The following is a 19,196-nucleotide window of genomic DNA, read 5'->3' on the forward strand; positions in this document are numbered from 1 at the left end:
TTTGTTTCTTCTCCTAACTAACGTTAGTTTGCATTTTTATCATAATCGGAAATTATGATATCTTCTACCGGAAGCTTAAGCCCAATTTCCGGGTCTTTATAATTTACAATACCAGAGCTGTCTTTTTCGAAATCAGCATCCACGGCAAAAGCCTGAATTGTATTGTCTTCCAGAGTCAGAAAACCATGCCCAAAACCGGCAGGAATAAAAACAAGAAGCGGTCTGTCTGCATTGAGTTCAAAACTTTTATATTTCTTATAGGTTTTAGAATCCGGGCGGAGATCTACTATATAATCGAGTGCCTTTCCCTGAATAACGCTGATTAGTTTTCCCTTTGCGGCTTCTGCTTTTTGATAATGGATGCCGAAGAAGGTATGCTTTTGGGGAATTTTATAAATCCGCTGCTCGGTGATATTAAAGCCGTCTGGCAGCTCTGTTGTTTTTTTACTGAAGAAAACCTGCATTGTACCGCGGGAATCTTCCCTGCCATCCGGCTGAAGGAGTAAAACAGAATCGAAGATTTTTTCAATTATTTTCACTTTAGTGCCACCTTCCAGAGGTCTTCTTTGAAGCCGGGAATTACCGCAGAATCGGTAACTAAGAGAGGCCGCTTCACCATCATGCCGTCGGAGGCAAGGAGCGCAAACTGCTGGTCCTCGGGCATCGAAGGAAGCTTTTTAGAAAGCTCCATTTCGCGATAAAGGATGCCGCTGGTATTAAAAAACTTTTTCAAAGGCAGGCCGGATTTTTTGTGCAGGCTGCGCAAGGTCTTTTCATCCGGGTTTTGAGTTTTAATGTCTATTAAATCATATTTGTAACCGTGAGCATCCAGCCAGGCCAGAGCCTTTTTGCAGGTTGAACAGCGGGAATAACAATATACTTTTATCATAGGAAGCTCCTTGTCTTAAGTTTGGAATATGAATTAATTATAGCTCAAAAGCAACGGGATTTCAGAATAATTTGAAGTGTGTGGGCGCAAAATCGGCTGGTGGTACGGATAAAATACGCTGATTAACGCGATTTATCCGTATATTAAGCCGAATTTCATGGAAAAAATCTGGCGTGATACGGATAAATCACAGCAAACACTCAATTTTATCCGTATCTCGTGCCTCAAGACGATGTGAGTTCTTATGAAAAACTGTGCTACCTACGGATAAATCGAGCCACCTACTCTCTTTTTATCCGTGTTTCAGGTTTTATCTCCATTGGAAAACTTTGTTCTCATACGGATAAAAATCACTACTTACTCTGTTTTATCCGTAGCCACCCCCTGGGAATCATTAAAAAAACTCTTTTTTTCTTAAATTTTTCACTTTTTTCTTGCCGGCGCAAGTCAAATTACTTACCTTTATAGTATGCAGTTCACAAAATGCATTGAAAACGAAGAGCTTTCTCCATTTTTCCTCGAGCCGCTTCTGGCTGCAAGGCTTTCTGAGGTGAGCACACTTCTGGAGCAGAAAGAAAATGAACTGCAAAAGGCGCCGGCCGGTTCTCTGCGCATTTCTAAAAGTGGAAAAACAATTCAGTATTATCAGATTACAGAAGCCGGCGACACACACGGCCAATACATTCATACGAAAAACTATAAGCTTGCAAAGGCCCTTGCCCAAAAAGACTACGACATAAAGCTTCTTGCCACTCTTAAAAAAGAATTAAAGTTTTTGCAAAAGACTCTGCGCTCATACAGGTGGCTGCAAAAGTCTGCGACTCCCGCAGCACAGATTTTTGCAAAACTAAATAAACTTCGACGCCCGCTTATAAATCCCGCCTGCCTTCCTGCCGAAGACTTTGCAGAACTCTGGCAGTCTGTTCCATACACACGAAAGCCTTTTTCAGAAGACTCACCAGAACTCTATACATCCCGTGGCGAACGCGTTCGCTCTAAATCTGAAATCATGATTGCAGATACTCTGCACCGACTCAATATTCCATACCGCTACGAGTACCCGCTGGAAATCACAACAGAAAAAGGCGTGCGCCGTATTTTCCACCCAGATTTCATCTGCCTGAATCTTCGTACCCGCCAAGAGTTTCTCTGGGAGCACTTTGGCAAAATGGACGACGCTGAATACGCAGCCAGCGCCGCCCAGAAACTCAAGCTCTACGAAAAGAACGAAATCTATCCCGGAAAGAATCTGATTATTTCCATGGAAACTTCTACCTGGCCTATCTCGCCAAAGCAGATTGAAAAAACTGCAAAGCTGTATCTGCTGTAAGCCAAGTTTAACACTGAGGCTAGGCGCAATATTATTCTTTTTTCCAGACTGTACAGTGGTAGCCTTTTTCATAACCCAGCTTCTGATAAAAGGGGTCGCCACCGCCGGTCATGTGAGTTGCACCAAGAGGTTTGAGTGTACGGTAATGCTTTGTGAGAGCTGCCGCAGCTAAGCCTCGCTTTCGATGCTCCGGATGTGTGCAAAGCGGCTCCATGTAGGCAAGCTGATTTTGAGGCACCCACCACATTCCCGAGAAGCAGACATATTCTTCGTTCTTATCTGCAATCACAATGTTGTACTGCGAGCTATCATGTGGAGATGGAGAGAGGATTCGACTCAAAGCGCCTTTGTGAGATTTTGCGGGAGTCCAGTCCATAGAGTCATCGTATTTATCCCAGTCAGAAAAATCGCCACGCTCTCCATGTCCAAAACCATACCAGCAGAGCTTTGAACATTTTACAATATCAATATCCTTGGAATCCACAAAGTGATAGCCTTGCGGCAACTCATAATTCAGTTCGTTCTTAAAGTCAAAAATGCCTTCATTCCATTCATAAACCTGCTTGAAACCTCGTTTTGCTGCAGCATCCTTTATGAACTGCTGACCGTCGAATAAAACAAACTGCTGCTCATTGTTGAAATGAGGCATATTTGAAATTGCGTAATTAACAAGCTCATCTGCCAGAAACTCATACCCCTTGCGGACATTAAAATAAATGTCTGTAATCGGCGCTTCGTAATAAACAAAGGCGACAACCTTGTCTCCGTCAAACCAGAGTCTGTCTAAAAATGAATATGATGTATCCATCCACGAAGATGTAAGCGCATATTCAAAAAATGGCGCAGGCCGGCCGCAGTCATTTTTCCAGTCATAAGTTTCTACAAGAAAATCCCATACGAGATTTATATCTGATAAAAGTTGAAATTGTTTTGTTGTGATGTTCATATTTATAACTCCTTAAATCACTGTCATGCTGAACTTGTTTCAGCATCTACTTTTATAGATCCCGAAACAAGTTCGGGATGACACTAGGTTATATTCCATCCGCTGTATCTGTTACGCTGATACTCGCGGGTAAATTTTGCAATCTGCATCATCTTGGCTTTACCCCATTCGTTTTCGGAGTGAAGCTGAAGATAAGTCTGCCAGCGCTCTTCGCTTAAAGTTCCATCTTCCAGCGCCTTGCGGACTGCACAGCCCGGCTCACTTGTGTGTGAACAGTCGTTGAACTTACACTGATCAAACAGCGCAACTACATCAGAAAAAGTTTCGTCGATTCCTTCTTCCATGTCGAGCACGCCGATTTCGCGCAGGCCCGGAGTGTCCATAATCCAGACCCCATTTTGCAAACGGAAGAGCTGACGGTAAGTTGTGGTGTGACGCCCTTTTCCATCCTCGTCGCGGATTGCGTTTACCTTCATCAAATCTGCACCGTTCAGAGTATTGAGCAGTGTAGACTTGCCAACCCCGGAAGAACCAACAATCGCAATTGTCTTGTCTTTTTGGAGATAGGTCTGCAACCCTTCGAGCCCATAACCCGTAAGCGAGCTGATTGCAATTACATCTGCCTTGTCGCAAACAGCCTTTGTGATTTCTACCTTGAGCTCAACGTCGTCGCACAAATCCGCCTTAGACAAAATCACAACTGGCTTGGCTCCGGTGTTGAGCGTTATCGAAACGTATCTCGCAATTCTGTTTTCACTGTAATCCTGATTAAGAGAGGTCACAATGAAAACATAATCAAAATTAGAAACGATAGTTTCCTCTAAGAGATTTTTCACATAGGCTTCTGAGTGACCGCTGCGGTTAGGACGCTTGAATACAGTTTTGCGAGGAAGCACTTGGTCAATCAAGGCGTCGCCGTATTCGTTGGTGAAGACTTTTACATAGTCGCCCACAACTGGCGGCTCGAGTCCAAGCTTGTAAAATTTTCCTTTGAGTTTGCCGGTCATTTCGGGGAGGCAAACTTCGCCGTTATTGCAAATGCCGCCACCGCTGCAATCACCATCAGCGTCACCCCCAACGCAGACAGTGCCATCCTCTGCACAAGGCAGCAGAGTATAAAGATTCTTCTGCACACAGGATACGCGCGCAGTAATAATATTATTTGTTTTCAATTTGAATTTCCTGATTGCTAGAGTTAATAAAGAGCACAAGCAGATTCTGAAACAAGTTCAAAATGACAGTTTCGGAAGCTCTGTATCCAATGCAGCTCCGCTTTCAGGACAAGAAATGTTCTAGGCGTGAATAGCGGAGGTCGAATCGTTAGTCATAAAAATCATAAATCTTATCTCAACCTCCTGATATATTAAGTATGATTAATAAATAACAAAATACGGCAAGTTAGTCAATGTGTGTCAATTATGTGACAGACGACATTCTGGAAGGCAGCGGGTTAATCAATTCTTTTCACTTTCACTCTCTTTCATGAACTTCAGAATGATAAGAAAAACAACCAGCAGCACAGGGAAGATTCCTCCAAAGAAAAGCCCCTGCTGCAAATTATCTCCCGCCTTCTGAGAAATCATACCAACTGCGCTTGGACCAATAGAACCGCCCAGGTCCCCGGCCATTGCCAGCAGAGCGAACATTGCAGTTCCACCTGTCGGAATTTTTTTTGAAGAAATGCTCAGAGTTCCCGGCCACATGATGCCGACAGAAAAACCGCAGAGCACACAGCCCGCAAGAGCCACCACAGCATTGTGCGACAAAGACGCCATGATATAGCAGATAAGACAAAGCAGACCCGAGCCAATCATAAATTTTGTCAGCTCCACCTTATCACCAAACTTACCGTAGAAGACGCGACAGATTCCCATGGTAACCGCAAAAAGACAAGGGCCGGCCAAATCGCAAACAGTTTTAGAAAGTCCAAGTCCCGACTCAACAAAGGCCGAAGCCCACTGAGCCATAGAAAGCTCGCTGGCACCGGAACAAACCATGAGCACAACGGCCACCCAGAAAAGCGGCGACTTAAAAAGCTGCAGGATAGTCATGCCCTTGCCCGAATCAACAAGCTTTTCAATCGGGCAGGTTGCAAAGTTGTAAATGTTGTACAGAGGAATCAGAGCCCAGAAGCAGGCAACGTACTTCCAGTTATCAATTCCAAAGGCCGTAAAAAGCAAACTGGAAATTACAGTGACGCCAAGCCAGCCCCAGCAGTAAAAGCTGTGAAGAAGGCTCATAGTTTTTTCCTTGTTTTCAAAAGGACAGGCTTCCACAATCGGCGAGCAGAGAACTTCTATCAGACCGCTTCCAATAGCATAAAGTACAACGCTAATCATAATGCCCGCAAAGGCAGAGGGCAGAAGCTCAGGCAAAAAAGCCAGGGCAACAAGTCCCACCGCAGAAAAAATTTCCGACGCAACAATGCTGGCCCGGTAACCGATTCTGTCAACAAACTTAGCGCAGAAAACATCAACAATCAGCTGGGTAAAAAAGAAGGCCGTTGGAATAAGGGCAATCATTCCAAGCGGAATCTGATAATCATTATGAAGCTTTAAGAAAATAAGCGGTGCAAAGTTTGCGGCAATTGCCTGAGTAATAAAACCTAAGTAGCAGGCTCGTAAAGTTTTTTTGTAATTTGGTTTTGATGTTGTTGTCATATGTCTCAACATAACATGAAGGACAAATCTTTTCTATTACGTTTTTCTTTATAAATTGTACAGTATGAGTTAAAATTATGAAAATCAAATAATTTGTGTGGAAGAAAATATGGCAGATAAAAATCCTAAGTGGCTTGATAATGCAATCTTTTATGAAATCTATCCTCAGTCTTTCTGTGATTCAAACGGGGATGGAATCGGTGATTTTAATGGAATAATTCAAAAGCTTAATTACATAAAAGAGCTTGGCTGCAATGCAATCTGGATGAATCCCTGTTTTGCTTCTCCTTTCGGTGATGCCGGTTATGATGTTTCTGATTATTATCTTGCCGCTCCTCGTTATGGAACTAATGAAGATTTGAAGAAGCTTTTTGAAGAAGTTCACAAGCGTGATATGCATATTCTGCTGGATCTTGTTCCGGGTCATACTTCTACCGAGCACAAGTGGTTTAAGGAATCTATGAAGGCCAGCAAAAATGAATACACCGACCGTTATGTCTGGACTGATTCAATTTGGGTTGAACCTGATGGTATGGCAAGTTTGCGAGGAATTTCAGACAGAGATGGTTCCTGCGCTGTAAACTTTTTTTCTCATCAGCCGGCTTTGAATTATGGCTTTTATAAACCGGACCCTGCAAAAAAATGGCAGCAGCCGATGGACGCGCCAGGGCCAAGGGCTACACTTGATGAGTTGAAAAACATTATGCGCTTCTGGCTTGGGATGGGCTGCGATGGTTTTAGAGTTGATATGGCCGGCTCCCTTGTAAAGCATGATGAAAACGGAAAGGGCACAATAAAGCTCTGGCAAAATGTCCGCGGATTTTTGGATAAGGAATTCCCTGAGGCTGCCATGGTTTCTGAATGGGGCGAGCCCGATAAATCTTTGCAGGGTGGCTTTCATATGGATTTTCTTTTGCACTTTGGGCCATCACATTACAACGATTTGTTCCGCTGCGAGAATCCTTTTTTTGCGGCCAGCGGCAAGGGTGATGTTTTTGAGTTTGTAGAAAAATATAAAGAAAGCTACCAAAAGGCTCGTGCGGATTCTAAGCACATGGGCCTAATCTGTATTCCGTCCGGAAATCACGACATGGACAGACTTGCCCGCCACATCAAGGGTGACAATCTTAAGCTTGCCTTTGCCTTTTTGCTTTCTATGCCGGGTGCGCCTTTTATTTATTACGGAGATGAGATTGGCATGAACTATGTAGAAAATCTTGTTTCTGTCGAAGGTGGTTATGGAAGAACTGGTTCTCGTTCGCCTATGCAGTGGGACTCTTCTACAAACGCGGGCTTTAGTTCGGCACCGGAGGAGAAACTTTATATTCCGCTGGACCCTGGTACTAAACGCCCGACAGTTCAGGCTCAGCAGCAAAATAAAAAATCACTTTATCACGAAATCCAGAAGCTTATAAAAATCAGGCAGGAACATGAGGCTCTGCAGAGTCGTGGCGAGATTGAATTTATCTATGCAAAGAAAAATGAATATCCGTTGGCTTATCTAAGAAGCTGCGCGGGCAAAAATCAGCCTGGCGAAAAGATTTTTGTGATTATAAATCCGTCGGAGAAAGAAGTGTCCTTCCCTTGTGATTTGAAAAAGCTGGGTGCTGGAGCCAATGCACTCGAAAATGCAATTTACTCTTTCGGCGGAAAAATCAATTTTGACGGAAAAAAGATAATTGTTACTGGAAAGAGCGCGGGATTCTTTAAACTGAGCTAGAACAATCGTAATAGCTTGTATAATTTCTAGAATTGTGCTTCTTCTAAAATTCTAAGACTGTGTGCTATATGCTTATGTTGGGAATATTTTTAAAAGCTTGCAGTCGTTCTTTTTCCTCTCACTTGAAATGGCAGATATTCCACATTAGAATTGATTTATGAAAACAATTTCTCTTGACCAGAACTGGACCTTCAGATGGGGGTATCTTGATTCTGTTGGCGGACTCGATAATGATGCCGGAGTGCAGGTAAATCTTCCTCATGATGCAATGATTGGAACTAAGGTTACTGCAGATTGTCCTGCCGGCTGCGACAGCGGATTTTTTAATGGCGGAATCTGCAATTATACAAAATTTCTTTTTATTCCCGAGGATTGGAAGGATCAAAAAATCGGACTCAAGTTTGACGGTGCCATGATGAACGCTTCGGTTGATATTAACGGCTGCAAGGTTGCTCATCAGAATTATGGTTATGCGCCTTTTTATGTGGACCTTACTCCCTATGTTGCTTTTGGTCAGGAAAATAGAATTACCGTAAATCTTAATACAGGCTCTGCAAGTAATTCCCGCTGGTATACAGGGCTGGGGCTTTATCGCGGGATTCAGCTTTGCAGAGCATCAAAAGTTTATATTCCTGAAGATGGAATTTATGCATACACTTCTGAAGTTGCTGACGGCTTTGCTTTTGTTAAGGCCCAGGTAGAGGTGGCAAATGATACAGATGAAAACAGAATTGTGGAAGTTAGCGCAAGTCTGATTTGTGAAGATAAGGCCGCCCCTGCTGCAAACTCAGAAACTTCTGTTTTTGTTGCAGCCCACTCTCGTGAAACAGCTTATTTATCAATCAATCTGAAAAATCCAAAGCTCTGGGATAGTGATAATCCAAATCTTTACACCCTCAAAGCCTCAGTAAAAAGTCAGGGAGAATACCGCACCCGTCTTGAAGAAAAAGATGATCTGCCTGCCGATGAAAGTGAAATCCTTTTTGGTGTCCGCACAATTTCTGCAGATGCAGTACGCGGACTTTTGATAAACGGAAAAAGCATAAAACTCAAGGGCGGTTGTCTGCATCACGACAACGGACTTTTGGGAGCCGTTTCTCTTTATGAAGTAGAGGCGCGTAAAATCCAGAAGCTCAAGGAGCTTGGTTTTAATGCAATAAGAACTTCTCATAATCCTCCTTCTTCTGCTTTGGTTCGTGCCTGCGAAAAACTTGGCATGTATATTTTTGACGAAGCCTTTGATGCCTGGTGGATTGGAAAACGCGCCGGAGACTACAGTCAGTATTTTGAAGCCAACTGGAAAAAAGATTTAACTGCATTTATCAAACGCGATCGCAGCAGTCCTGCTGTAATCATCTGGTCTACCGGAAATGAGATTCCTGAACGTGCCGGACTTGCACAAGGATATACAAGAGCAACTATGTTAGCCACGACTATCAAAAAGCTGGATGCCAGCCGGCCTGTAAGCAACGGAATCTGTTCTCTCTGGAGCGGTCTTGATGACAAACTTGCAAAAGGCCAGTACCAGGCACAGAATGTAAACATTGGCGTTTATGAAAACTTATGGGAACGGGCAACGGAGCCTTTTACCAACGGCCTGGACATTGTAGGTTACAACTACATGGAAGACCAATACGAAAAAGACCACGAAATGTTTCCTCAGCGCGTAATTCTTGGTTCAGAAAATTTCCCGAATCAGATTGGATACCGCTGGCCTTTTATAGAAAAACATCCTTATGTAATCGGAGACTTTACCTGGACCGCCTGGGACTATCTTGGAGAAGCAGGCCTTGGTAAAGCATTCTATGCAGACAAAGACGATCCTATTGTAAACAAAAAGCCTTGGGAAATTATGCCCCAGCAGACTTCACACTTTCCATACAGAACTGCCCAGGATGCGGACTATGATATTACAGGAGTGCTGCTTCCTCAGGGAGAATACCGCAGTGTCGTTTGGGGATCTGAGAAAACGCATTTATACACAAGACATCCGGAAGCTTTCGACAAAGTAGAAATGATGACCTTCTGGGGCTTCCCGCAATTCAACAAAAACTGGACATATCCCGGTTTTGAAGGAAAGCCTGTTAAGATTGCAGTTTTTTCCCGCGCAGAAGAAGTTGAAGTTTTAATTAACGGAAAATCTGTTGGCAGAAAAAAAATTTCTTTCGAGGCACCAATGCCAAATCTGGCCGAGTTCGAAGCAACTTACCAGCCCGGAAAAATTGAAGCCATAAGTTACGTGGGCGGCAAAGAAGTTAGTTCTGACTTACTTTGCACAGCAAGTCAGCCTGCTCAGATAAATCTAAGCTGCTCTAAAAAATCGCTGACTCCGGATGGTCACGATGCCGCCTTTGTAATGATTGATGTTCTTGACGAACAGGGACAGCTTCTTCCGGATGCAGAAATAAAGCTTACTGCAAAGATTGAGGGAACTGGCTGTCTTGCAGGTTTTGGTTCAGGAAATCCGATAACTGATGAAGACTACACTGACAATCAGACCGTAAGTTACAAGGGACACGCCTGTGCGGTTTTACGTTCGACTTATGAAAAAGGGCAAACTAAACTTACAATCAGCACGCAGGGCTTTGAAGATAAAACTATAATTCTGGACTGATTTACCGAGGATTCCAAAATGAATAAATCGAATAACATCAAAACTTCCCTTCCGCCCCATTATACTTCTCTGGCTCAGGCTCTGGTTTCTCTTTTTGGAAACTCTGTTTCAATTGCCCAGACCGACAGACTTTCTGGTGGAGATATTAACAAAGCTTACGCACTGACTCTGAACACCGGAGACCGCATTTTTATGAAAGCCAACTCCAAGGCTAATGCAGATTTTTTTACTGCCGAAGCCGCAGGGCTTTCAGCTATTGCTTCCACTGGCACAATCGCGACCCCGGAAATTCTTTGCACAGGAACTGACGACGGCGAAGATGTGGGCTACAGTTTTTTACTTTTAAAATTCATTAAATCTGCCAAAGCCCGCAAAGATTATTGGGAAATCCTTGGTCAGGAACTGGCAGCCCTTCATAAGGCAGACACAAAAACTCTATGGCCAGACAGTGCCAGTAGCGGCTCCTTTGGATTTTTTCAGGATAATTTTATAGGCGCCCGCCCACAAATAAACACTCCATGTCCTTCATGGATTTCTTTCTTCCGCGATAATCGTCTTACTCCTCAGTTTAAGACTGCAGATTCATATTTTAGTCCGGACGACAGAAATAAAATTACAAAGCTCCTGGACCATCTGGATAAGTTTCTTTTAGAACCAGCCCACCCCAGTCTGCTTCATGGCGACCTCTGGAGTGGAAACGTAATGTGCGGTCCTGAAGGTAAAGCAATGCTGATTGATCCCGCAGCATACATCGGTCACGCAGAAGCAGACCTTGCAATGACACAGCTTTTTGGAGGCTTTCCTCAAAAATTTTACGATGCCTACATGCAGGCAAATCCCCTGGAAGCAGGCTATGAAGACAGACGGGACCTTTATAATTTGTACCAGCTTTTAAATCATCTGAACTTGTTTGGACCTACTTACTTGGGACCTGTTCTAAGCATTGTTGATGAATATGTAGACCAGCTTTAGTTTCCCACTCTATGCGGGTAATTGCATAAGCATAGGAAATTTCATTTTTTGGGTCGGGATATTCTTTTACCTTTTTCATGCCGTTTGCAAGGGCCGTCGAATAAGATGCTACGTTTGTATATTTCATGTAAGAATAAATTGTGTCGTACTTTGTGTTTTCAAAAACCCAGTCACGGACGGCACGGGCAGCTTCTTTTGCAAATCCTCTGCGCCAGTATTTTTTATGAATGTGATAACCAATTTCCGGGAGCAGCTGGCCATCAATATCCTGCAAAGTGATTCCACAGTCGCCTATAAACTCGCCGGTCTCTTTCAAGACAACTGCCCAAAGTCCCCAGCCATATTTCTGATAATTTTCAAGATTCCATTCAATCCAGCGACGGGTGCGGGCTTCGTCAAAAGGAGCGGGATAGTGCTGCATGGTTTCCGGGTCAGACATGATTTCATAGAGATCATCAAAATCATCCATTGTGTATTCGCGTAAAATCAGGCGTTGTGTTTCTATCTGCATTTCTTTACTCTTTATTTTATTTCCCGCAGTTTTTCTTATGAGCCTTAATTTTTTTGATAGCCCATGCATAGTGGCTTGAGGTATCGCTTACGCAATAATCCCCGAGGGCCGCATTGCCTGTCCATGGAAAGTAGGCTTGTGTAAAAAGTTCTTCGTTAGTGTAGCCTTCAATCAGCTTCATGGCGGCGGCGTGGCTTTTTTTGAACATTGCTTTTGCTGCTTCGAGGCTGGTTTCCTGATGTCGCTTCCAGAACATCTGGTTCATTGCGCCGTAAGTTTTCCATGAATAGTCGGCTGGTAAAAAAGCGATGGCGGCTTTCTTGTCGGTTACGCCTTTATTGTTCTTTGGGAAGTCCAGCAAAAGCTGATGCCATTCGTAAAGATGAATCAGAACATCGCGCACATTTTTGTCGCGGCTCCAGTGGGCTTCTTTTTTGCTTGGCTGTCCCGAAAAATCAAATGGGGTGTTAAGTTCCTTTTCGCTAAGCCCGTCAATGAGGCTCATAAGTGATTCATAATTTTCCTGTGCTGCTTTGAGCAGATCTTCTTTGTTGTGTGGTCTTGGCATTTTGTCCTCCTGATGATTTTAGTATAACACGGGACGTGCCGGGCAAAAAGAAACAGCTTGTTGCTTTTTCGGGGGGCGGCGGCGGACTAGGCCTTCCAGTGCTTGAGCTGCGAGAGCATGGAATCAAAGAGTTTACGGCGTTCATCATCACTCTGATTCTGCGGATTAGGCATGTGCTGCAAAAGAAAATCAATCAGGGAATCCTTCTGCTTATAAATAAACTCGCCGTCCACGTAGCACCATTTGCAGTAATCTTCGTTGAAGGTCTGGTCCGGCTCGCGGCTGATCATAGAATCTTCGGTAAGAGGCATTCCGCAGCACTGACAGTAAAGCTGGCGTGGCGACCCAAGCAGAGTATTTATAGAAATGTTGAACTCGCGTGAAAGAACTTTGAGCATCTCGGGGTTGGGCTGGGTCTCCCCAGTTTCCCATCGGCTCACAGCCTGCCTTGTAATGTTTACGCGGTTTGCCATTTCTTCCTGAGTAAGATTATTTTTTTCGCGAAGGGTTTTAAGTATTTCAAAAACTTCCATCGAATGCCTCACTTTTGTTGGATAGAATAATTATAGCACGCTTTTAGAAAATTTATAAGGCGTGCCCGCTTGCCTTCGGCAAGCGGTCGAGAGCCTTTAAAATTTATAAATCACTTTATAAGCCTCAATTAATTTTTCGAGGCTGCAGGCGGCATTTGCAGGGCTGGTGCTGGGCAGGCATTCTACAGTCAGCTGATAAGGCTCTTCGTATTTTTCTGCGCAAGTTTTCTTCCAGAGAGACCAGGCGGTTTTTCCTGTACAGAAAAGGCGTTTGATTTTTGAATTACTCAGGATTTGCTCAAAGTCGTTGGGAATGGCCTTCTTAATAGAAGAATCTGCGGCTCCAGAAATCTCGCAGCTGGCAAGCACATCCCAAAGGGCTATGTGATGGCGGAGAAGAAAATCTCGTCGTTCAGAAATTGCAGCCTCGCGGTCAGGCGAATTGTTTGGGTAAGCCAGTTCTTCTCCAAAAACTGCTGGCAGTACCTTCCAGAATCTGTTCTGAGGATGCATGTAGAAAAAACCGGCTTCCCGGCTCTTGGGCGAAGGCATAGTTCCAAGAATCAAAACTCGGCTTTCTGAGTCCCAGACCGGCGGGATTTGATGAATTATCTTTTGTGAATCTGACTTTTCTTTCATAAGATTATTTTAAGCCAGCGAGGCCCTCATCATTTCAAAATCATCGGGAGTAATTTCAAAGCGTTCCATATCAACATGGCCGTCAACAAAAAGAACTCCCTCAGCTTCAAGCTTTTCCTGCTGAATATCAGGTCCACCAAAAGCAAAGCTTCCGGAGCAAAAGCCCTTCGCATTTACAACTCGGTGGCAGGGCGTAACTGCATTACTTGGATTTTTGTGCAAAGCATTTCCAACGTAGCGGCGAAGATTACGATTTCCCACAAGTGCTGCAATCTGAGAATAAGTAGCAACTTTTCCGCGTGGAATGAGTCTCACCGCCACATAGATTTTTTCTGCAAGTTCCATGTAATTACATTAGCAGATTTTTTAATTTTAGTTCAGCTTATGCGCAGTGATGATTGTGTAGCTGTAAGCATTTACTGTAATAATGCCGCCGCCGACTGTGCAATACCAGTTTTTCCCTCTGCGTGCGATATCAGCGTCTTTCCAAACTCTTCCAGTAATTCATGCTTGTAGACTTTTTCTCTTGTTGATTCCCGAACTTCTTTCCAGAGGCGGGCAGCAACTTTCAGTTTGTTGGGAAATTGTGCTGTGGACGGGTCTGCACAAAAGTCTTTTACAAACTTATTCCATTGAAGTGAAATCTTGTCATATTGGGCGTAACTTTTTCGCCCGTAATAAATATCAAGCAGATCTCCAAGGGTAAAAGCATTATCTCCAGTTTCACGGACTTTTCTTGCACTGGCAACCATGTCGGCATTGAACTTAAAGTTTTTAATTCCGGTCTCTTCAGAAAAGAAATCGCGGAAGCGCTGACTAAAACGAAAATCGCATTCAATCAAACCGTTTTCAAGTGAGAGTTCAGTGACGGTCTTCTTTGCAACTCTCTTTCGACGACATTTTTTTATTTGTGAAGGCTTTCCCTTAAAATACGCCTCAATCCTCTCATTCAACTCCGCCTTATAACCACTGGCACAAATCCCAAGCCCTTTGCAAATCACCACAAGCTCTTCACGGTACCAGTAATATTTTGAGAACTCTTCATATGTTTTAATTTCCTCAAAAGCAGGTCTTCTTCCCATGCAAAAATCATAACACAGAAAATATGACACCATCATGTCATATTTAAAATCAGTTCAGAATTTAAGGTTTCATTTTTCATAGCATTGGAATCAATCCAGAGGTCATTCAAATAATATGCCGTGAATAAAATTGGATAAAAATACTCTATTCAGTATAATTGAAATATGAACATATCTGTAAATCTTTCTAATCCATTTGTTTTAATTTTCCTTTGTGGCACTGCTGCTACTTTTTTAATTAACCATTTTCTTGAGTTTATTGATTTTCGTTCAAGAGTGAAAAATGGCGGCCGCATTCCAGACCTTTTGCAGAAGATTCCACTTGCGGCAGAAACCTTTGATACTGAAAAGCTAAAAAATATCAGTGCTTATGAAGATGCAAAATATTTTAAATGGTGCATCTCTTCTGTACTTACAACAATACTGGATCTGACACTTGTGATTTTTGGTTTTTATCCTTTTGTGTTTAATTGTATCTGTGGCCTTACCGGATTTCCATCTACCATTGGAAACAGTTTTTTTTCCTTTCTTTTATTTACTTTCATCACATCTATACCTTCTTTTATTCTGGCTCTTCCTTTTTCACTTTACGATGAATTTGTTCTGGAAAAAAAGTTTGGTTTCTCTAACATGACCTGGAAGCTCTGGATTATTGATACAATAAAAAGCATGATTCTTGGTTTGATTTTAATGTCGCTTCTAACTTTTATAGCAGCAGTGGCTTTTGTTAAATTCGCGAACAGCTGGTGGTTTATTCTTGCGGCCATTTTGATTGCCTTTACTTTCATCATGCAGGTTGTGTACCCGAAATTCATTGCACCACTTTTTAATAAATTCAGTCCGCTGGAAGACGGAGAAGCTAAAGAGAAAATCATGTCGATTCTTGATAAAGTCGGATTTAAAAACGGCGGGCTTTTTGTGATGGACGCCTCAAAGCGAAGCGGTCACAGCAATGCCTACTTCAGCGGCTTTGGAAAAACTAAACGAATTGTTCTTTACGATACACTTTTAAAATCTCTCACACCGGATGAACTTGCCGCTGTGCTTGGTCACGAGCTCGGACATTTCAAGCTTCACCATATCACAAAGCGTCTTTTTGTAATGATTCCGATGGAGTTTCTTGTGACCTATCTTTTGTATAAAATGGCTCATCTCACCGGACTGTATAACGCTTTTGGTTTTACGAACATCACCCACCAAAATGTTGCCAGCGTTCAATTTATAGGAATCTTCCTCGCATCAATGCTCTGGAGTGCGGTCAGTGAAATTGTAAGTCCTATTTCAAATATCTTCTCCCGCAAGCAGGAATATCAGGCTGATGCCTTTGGTGCCCAGGCCTGTGGAACACCAGACCATCTCATTACAGGTCTTATTAAACTTAACAGTGAAAATCTTTCTGAGCTGATTCCTCCAAAACTTTACGTCTTCTGGAATTATTCTCACCCTACCCTCGTTGAACGAATTGAAAAACTCAAAAGCAGAAACAGTGTTGCAGGTGACTGCGGAGACATCTATACTATTCGTCCTTTTGAAATGAAAAATATTCCCCTGATTCTTGATGTCGTAGTTCCAATGTGGAGCCCTCCTGTTGAGGATATGAGCTTCCGCCGTTTTTACGTTGAACACATTGTGCGTAATAATTTTTTTGAAAATGATTTAAATTTTGAACTGATTGAAAATGGTAGTTTTTGCACATCGGCTTTTTTTGCCCGTAAAACTGATATTTGCAAAGCTGATGAATGGTATGATCTTGAATCAAAAAAATATCCGGAAAACTTATTAACTTCTACAAAAATCGGAAAAGCTTATATTGAGCTGATGGATAAAAAAGTCCGTGCTTATATGAATGATGATGACATTCAGCTGACTCTTTATGTAAGCAGAAAGAAAGGCTGCGGCTCTAAACTGCTTAATGAACTTTGCGATCGCCTGCGTAATCAGGGCTGGAAAAATCTTTATCTCTGGACCGACTGCGAATGCGACTGGCAGTGGTACACAAAACATGATTATGAACTTCTTTCTGAAGATGTTTATAAACCCTTCAGCAGCGAAGACGAAGATTATATGACATATATTTTCAGGAAGAAGTTGTAAATGAAAGCCGGAAGATTTTCTTTTTTGATTTTTACTTTTCTCATTTCATGCAGCGCTGTGACTTTTCCTTCCTGCTCGAAGCGACACCCGGTAAAGGCTGAAGTAACTTCCTTCACTGCAATGAATACTTATATGACGGTAAAGTCCTATGGAAAAGATACAAAAATATTAGCCGCTGCAAATTACCTTGTTCAGCAGGAAATAGAGTGGCTTGAGTCTATTCTTTCTACCACAATTGAAGGCAGCGATATTTATAAATTAAATGAGTCCACGGAAAATGATAATTTCAGTATCACAGAAAATTCCCTACACTCTGAAACCGCTTATTTGATTACCCGAAGCCACGAGCTTTATGACCTGACCGGTGGTGCTTTTAATCCTGCACTCTATCCAGTAATTAAAGAATGGGGGTTTACGACTGGAGAATATAAAGTACCTTCCGAAGAAAGAATCCGCCAGCTGCTTGAATACACTGATTTTTCTAAAATTACAATTTCTGAAAAAGTAAGTTCATCTGAACTTCTCCCGGCGGACTATGATATAGCTGATCCTGCACCTCTGGTTATTATTGACCGCCCTGCCGGCATGCAGCTGGACTTTGGAGCAATCGGGAAAGGTTATGCGGGAGACAAGGCTATTGAAATTCTAAGAAAGGCTGGTGTTAGTTCTGCCTTACTTGATTTTGGCGGCAACATTCAGGTGCTGGGGACAAAACCAGATGGAAGCGACTGGACTGTTGGAATAAAAAATCCATGGGGTGGCGAACCTGTTGCTGCTGTAAAACTACGCGATGCCTGCATGATTACCAGCGGCGGCTACGAAAGATTTTTCACTGCACCGGATGGTCATAAGTATATTCATATTTTTGATGGAAGCACAGGACGCCCTGTGGAAAATAATCTTGAGAGCGTTACAATAATTTGCCGTGAAGGACTTTACGGCGATGCCCTCAGCACTTCTCTTTTTGTAATGGGACTGGATAAAGCCGTTGCGTTCTGGCAAAGCAGCGCCCGAGATTTTGATTTTGTGATTATCACTAAAGACAAGTGCCTTGTTTATTCAGCGCCGCTGGAAAAAAATATTTCTCTTCTTTTTGATTTTGACTCGGTTCGAGTTGTTGATTAATACTCCCTGAGGGCCGCTTTAATTTTTGTAATGATTGAACCCTGAGTTTCTCTGAAAGTTTCCAGCATCCTGCTGTAGTAGCCGAGTGTGAGGACAAGCAGTGAGTCGGGGTTGGAAGTCAGTTTGATTGTGGCGGCAGTCTGGCTGAGGGCGCTCACGATGGAAAGGCGGAGAGCTTTTTGTAAGCCGGTAAGCAGGGCGCCCCCGGTGATTGAAAAGCCTGCGATGGTAAAGATGACCCGGCCGTTTGGAACTAAGACTGACGTTAGCAGAACAAATAGCCAGAGCGAGATGTGAGGCAGGAGCAGGATTTTCCTACCGCTGATTTTTTGGGCGAGGAAGGAAAGCAGAAGGATGCCGCAAAGAAGCGCGGTGTTTTTTATGAAGAAGACGGAAGCCGCCGCGGCGAGGAGGATGGCAAGGCAGAAGAGATTGCGGATGCGGGGAAGTGGGTGTGAGCCGGGAATGTCGCCGGGGGCGTTGCGGGGGTGGCCCCCGCTAGAAGGGGTAGTGAGCAACGAAGTGCGAACGAGGGGAAGGCTTTCCCCTCCTTCATTAGTATTTCCCAAAAACTCCGCAATCCAGGCCGTAATAATTCCGCTGATCAGATTAAAAAGCAGCATTGGGCCGAGAAGACTCCAGGTGCCCTGCCCCAGATAAAAAGAAGTGAGCGCAATCTGCACCACAGCACTCGAAGCAGCACCGCAAACCGAAATGCCATAAAGGCTGAGCAGGCTGCATCTGATGCCTTCCTGACTCGCATCTGACAGGCCCTCATCTGTTCTGCGTAAACCCGGCCGTCCCGCCCGATAAAGCCCGAACATAATCAGGGCACTCACAAGGCTCTGCGCAAAGGACACAAGAAAGAAAGGCGAAAAGAGCGTGCCGGCCATGAGGTTTGCAGCCACCGCCTTCACGACGCTGAGCAGCATAAAGGTGGGAAAAGTCAAACCGGCCGCCAGGCCCATGAGCAGAGCCGCATTCCCAAAGCCCAGGCGGAAAAATGGAAGCACGCGGGGAATCAGAAGTTCGGCGTAAGAGAAAATTAGAGTGAGAGCGGCCAGGCGGGCTATCTGATTTTTATTGGCTGACTGCATCAAACTCCACCTCCTGACTTTCGCGACCACGACCCTGCCCGGCCTTCACACTTGCCTCTCCTTCCACACTAATCATCACCTTGTTAGGCAGACATACCAGCGGATTATGCCAGCCCTGTGCTATGCAGGTTTTATTTGGGCAGGGAGAATCTGTTATTCTCACGCGACCATTTTTGATTTCAAAAGTGGTTGGGCCTAGCTCTCCTGGAACGGTGTAAGTCCCAGCTAACTCAGCGGAGTATTCATACCGGGTGCCGGCCGCATTCACGACAACCCGCGAGCCCTTCTGACCAAGGCTGTGCACTGTTAGAAATATGCCGGCCACCGCAACGAGAATTATTATCAGAATGTCTAATGCCCTAAAGCTCATTTTCCGCATACCTTAAATATATCAGAAAAATCCCCCTTAATTGAAT

At 43.7% G+C, this 19,196-nt stretch carries 19 protein-coding genes and 1 pseudogene; 6 read left to right on the forward strand and 14 right to left on the reverse strand.

The features are described 5' to 3' along the window. Positions 1–23: 23 nt before the first annotated feature. Positions 24–539 carry a dTDP-4-dehydrorhamnose 3,5-epimerase family protein gene (locus tag G626_RS0110830; RefSeq protein WP_022932806.1) on the reverse strand — a complete coding sequence of 172 codons (516 nt, stop codon included), beginning with the start codon at positions 537–539 and terminating at the stop codon, positions 24–26. Further along, positions 536–889 (reverse strand): arsenate reductase family protein, encoded by a 354-nt coding sequence (locus G626_RS0110835; RefSeq protein ID WP_022932807.1) that lies wholly within the window; start codon positions 887–889, stop codon positions 536–538. Before G626_RS0110835 ends, G626_RS0110830 begins: the two co-directional genes overlap by 4 nt. A 469-nt stretch (positions 890–1,358) precedes the next feature. On the opposite strand from G626_RS0110835, the gene G626_RS0110840 reads away from it, so the two are divergent. Then, the gene (locus tag G626_RS0110840; protein ID WP_022932808.1) at positions 1,359–2,219 is read left to right on the forward strand and encodes a hypothetical protein; all 861 of its coding nucleotides are present in this window, start codon (positions 1,359–1,361) and stop codon (positions 2,217–2,219) included. A gap of 31 nt (positions 2,220–2,250) precedes the next feature. On the opposite strand, the gene G626_RS0110845 is transcribed toward G626_RS0110840, so the two are convergent. The 3 genes from G626_RS0110845 to G626_RS0110855 form a co-directional block, all read right to left on the reverse strand. Next, entirely contained in the window at positions 2,251–3,165 is a 915-nt protein-coding gene (locus G626_RS0110845) for a GNAT family N-acetyltransferase (protein ID WP_022932809.1), read from the reverse strand. A gap of 83 nt (positions 3,166–3,248) precedes the next feature. Further along, positions 3,249–4,337, reverse strand: coding sequence for a ribosome small subunit-dependent GTPase A (gene rsgA / locus G626_RS16360; protein WP_051142230.1), 1,089 nt, complete (start codon positions 4,335–4,337; stop codon positions 3,249–3,251). 282 nt (positions 4,338–4,619) lie between these two features. After that, positions 4,620–5,825, reverse strand: coding sequence for an MFS transporter (locus G626_RS0110855; protein WP_022932811.1), 1,206 nt, complete (start codon positions 5,823–5,825; stop codon positions 4,620–4,622). A gap of 109 nt (positions 5,826–5,934) precedes the next feature. Between G626_RS0110855 and G626_RS0110860 the strand changes: the two genes are divergently transcribed. The 3 genes from G626_RS0110860 (at position 5,935) to G626_RS0110870 (ending at position 11,131) form a co-directional block, all read left to right on the forward strand. Further along, positions 5,935–7,545 carry an alpha-amylase family glycosyl hydrolase gene (locus tag G626_RS0110860; protein WP_022932812.1) on the forward strand — a complete coding sequence of 537 codons (1,611 nt, stop codon included), beginning with the start codon at positions 5,935–5,937 and terminating at the stop codon, positions 7,543–7,545. A 157-nt stretch (positions 7,546–7,702) separates the two neighbouring features. Then, on the forward strand, positions 7,703–10,159 hold the full coding sequence (locus G626_RS0110865; RefSeq protein ID WP_022932813.1) for a glycoside hydrolase family 2 TIM barrel-domain containing protein: 2,457 nt from the start codon (positions 7,703–7,705) through the stop codon (positions 10,157–10,159). Between the two features lie 18 nt (positions 10,160–10,177). Then, complete coding sequence (locus G626_RS0110870; protein WP_022932814.1) at positions 10,178–11,131, forward strand: fructosamine kinase family protein; 954 nt, start codon at positions 10,178–10,180, stop codon at positions 11,129–11,131. On the opposite strand, the gene G626_RS16365 is transcribed toward G626_RS0110870, so the two are convergent. The 7 genes and pseudogenes from G626_RS16365 to G626_RS18300 form a co-directional block, all read right to left on the reverse strand. Further along, positions 11,076–11,642 (reverse strand): GNAT family N-acetyltransferase, encoded by a 567-nt coding sequence (locus G626_RS16365; protein ID WP_022932815.1) that lies wholly within the window; start codon positions 11,640–11,642, stop codon positions 11,076–11,078. The genes G626_RS0110870 and G626_RS16365 overlap by 56 nt on opposite strands. Before the next feature lie 16 nt (positions 11,643–11,658). Next, on the reverse strand, positions 11,659–12,210 hold the full coding sequence (locus G626_RS0110880) for a ClbS/DfsB family four-helix bundle protein (RefSeq protein WP_022932816.1): 552 nt from the start codon (positions 12,208–12,210) through the stop codon (positions 11,659–11,661). Positions 12,211–12,296: 86 nt separating this feature from the next. Beyond that, positions 12,297–12,743: a zinc ribbon domain-containing protein gene (locus G626_RS0110885; protein ID WP_022932817.1), complete on the reverse strand. Its 447-nt coding sequence runs from the start codon at positions 12,741–12,743 to the stop codon at positions 12,297–12,299. A 96-nt stretch (positions 12,744–12,839) separates the two neighbouring features. Continuing rightward, positions 12,840–13,382 (reverse strand): DNA-deoxyinosine glycosylase, encoded by a 543-nt coding sequence (locus G626_RS0110890; protein WP_022932818.1) that lies wholly within the window; start codon positions 13,380–13,382, stop codon positions 12,840–12,842. Positions 13,383–13,391: 9 nt separating this feature from the next. Next, the gene (locus G626_RS16370; protein WP_022932819.1) at positions 13,392–13,727 is read right to left on the reverse strand and encodes an MGMT family protein; all 336 of its coding nucleotides are present in this window, start codon (positions 13,725–13,727) and stop codon (positions 13,392–13,394) included. A gap of 27 nt (positions 13,728–13,754) precedes the next feature. Continuing rightward, positions 13,755–13,820: pseudogene (locus G626_RS18295) on the reverse strand (hypothetical protein); the annotation flags it as partial. Continuing rightward, entirely contained in the window at positions 13,799–14,464 is a 666-nt protein-coding gene (locus G626_RS18300) for an SAP domain-containing protein (protein ID WP_022932820.1), read from the reverse strand. The pseudogene G626_RS18295 and the gene G626_RS18300, both read right to left, overlap by 22 nt. Positions 14,465–14,629: 165 nt before the next feature. Between G626_RS18300 and G626_RS17605 the strand changes: the two genes are divergently transcribed. Both G626_RS17605 and G626_RS16385 read left to right on the forward strand, forming a co-directional pair. Then, positions 14,630–16,558: a M48 family metalloprotease gene (locus tag G626_RS17605; RefSeq protein WP_022932821.1), complete on the forward strand. Its 1,929-nt coding sequence runs from the start codon at positions 14,630–14,632 to the stop codon at positions 16,556–16,558. Then, positions 16,559–17,683, forward strand: coding sequence for an FAD:protein FMN transferase (locus G626_RS16385; RefSeq protein WP_022932822.1), 1,125 nt, complete (start codon positions 16,559–16,561; stop codon positions 17,681–17,683). Here the strand turns inward: G626_RS16385 and G626_RS0110915 are convergent. Together G626_RS0110915 and G626_RS16390 are read right to left on the reverse strand one after the other, a co-directional pair. After that, on the reverse strand, positions 17,680–18,780 hold the full coding sequence (locus tag G626_RS0110915; protein ID WP_022932823.1) for a Gx transporter family protein: 1,101 nt from the start codon (positions 18,778–18,780) through the stop codon (positions 17,680–17,682). The two genes, G626_RS16385 and G626_RS0110915, sit on opposite strands and share 4 nt — an antisense overlap. Beyond that, on the reverse strand, positions 18,764–19,159 hold the full coding sequence (locus G626_RS16390; protein ID WP_022932824.1) for a NusG domain II-containing protein: 396 nt from the start codon (positions 19,157–19,159) through the stop codon (positions 18,764–18,766). Before G626_RS16390 ends, G626_RS0110915 begins: the two co-directional genes overlap by 17 nt. Positions 19,160–19,196 lie beyond the last annotated feature (37 nt).

It is taken from the genome of Treponema bryantii NK4A124 (assembly GCF_000421345.1).
Lineage (GTDB): Bacteria > Spirochaetota > Spirochaetia > Treponematales > Treponemataceae > Treponema_D > Treponema_D bryantii_B.

Coding starts and splice junctions, on each gene's coding strand:
- G626_RS0110865 (WP_022932813.1), top strand. CDS start 7,703: ATGAAAACAATTTCTCTTGACCAGAACTGGACCTTCAGATGGGGGTAT.
- G626_RS0110915 (WP_022932823.1), bottom strand. CDS start 18,780: ATGCAGTCAGCCAATAAAAATCAGATAGCCCGCCTGGCCGCTCTCACT.
- G626_RS16370 (WP_022932819.1), bottom strand. CDS start 13,727: ATGGAACTTGCAGAAAAAATCTATGTGGCGGTGAGACTCATTCCACGC.
- G626_RS0110890 (WP_022932818.1), bottom strand. CDS start 13,382: ATGAAAGAAAAGTCAGATTCACAAAAGATAATTCATCAAATCCCGCCG.
- G626_RS16390 (WP_022932824.1), bottom strand. CDS start 19,159: ATGCGGAAAATGAGCTTTAGGGCATTAGACATTCTGATAATAATTCTC.
- G626_RS0110885 (WP_022932817.1), bottom strand. CDS start 12,743: ATGGAAGTTTTTGAAATACTTAAAACCCTTCGCGAAAAAAATAATCTT.
- G626_RS0110870 (WP_022932814.1), top strand. CDS start 10,178: ATGAATAAATCGAATAACATCAAAACTTCCCTTCCGCCCCATTATACT.
- G626_RS0110880 (WP_022932816.1), bottom strand. CDS start 12,210: ATGCCAAGACCACACAACAAAGAAGATCTGCTCAAAGCAGCACAGGAA.
- G626_RS18300 (WP_022932820.1), bottom strand. CDS start 14,464: ATGGGAAGAAGACCTGCTTTTGAGGAAATTAAAACATATGAAGAGTTC.
- G626_RS0110840 (WP_022932808.1), top strand. CDS start 1,359: ATGCAGTTCACAAAATGCATTGAAAACGAAGAGCTTTCTCCATTTTTC.
- G626_RS16385 (WP_022932822.1), top strand. CDS start 16,559: ATGAAAGCCGGAAGATTTTCTTTTTTGATTTTTACTTTTCTCATTTCA.
- G626_RS16365 (WP_022932815.1), bottom strand. CDS start 11,642: ATGCAGATAGAAACACAACGCCTGATTTTACGCGAATACACAATGGAT.
- G626_RS17605 (WP_022932821.1), top strand. CDS start 14,630: ATGAACATATCTGTAAATCTTTCTAATCCATTTGTTTTAATTTTCCTT.
- G626_RS0110845 (WP_022932809.1), bottom strand. CDS start 3,165: ATGAACATCACAACAAAACAATTTCAACTTTTATCAGATATAAATCTC.
- G626_RS0110860 (WP_022932812.1), top strand. CDS start 5,935: ATGGCAGATAAAAATCCTAAGTGGCTTGATAATGCAATCTTTTATGAA.
- G626_RS0110835 (WP_022932807.1), bottom strand. CDS start 889: ATGATAAAAGTATATTGTTATTCCCGCTGTTCAACCTGCAAAAAGGCT.
- G626_RS0110855 (WP_022932811.1), bottom strand. CDS start 5,825: ATGACAACAACATCAAAACCAAATTACAAAAAAACTTTACGAGCCTGC.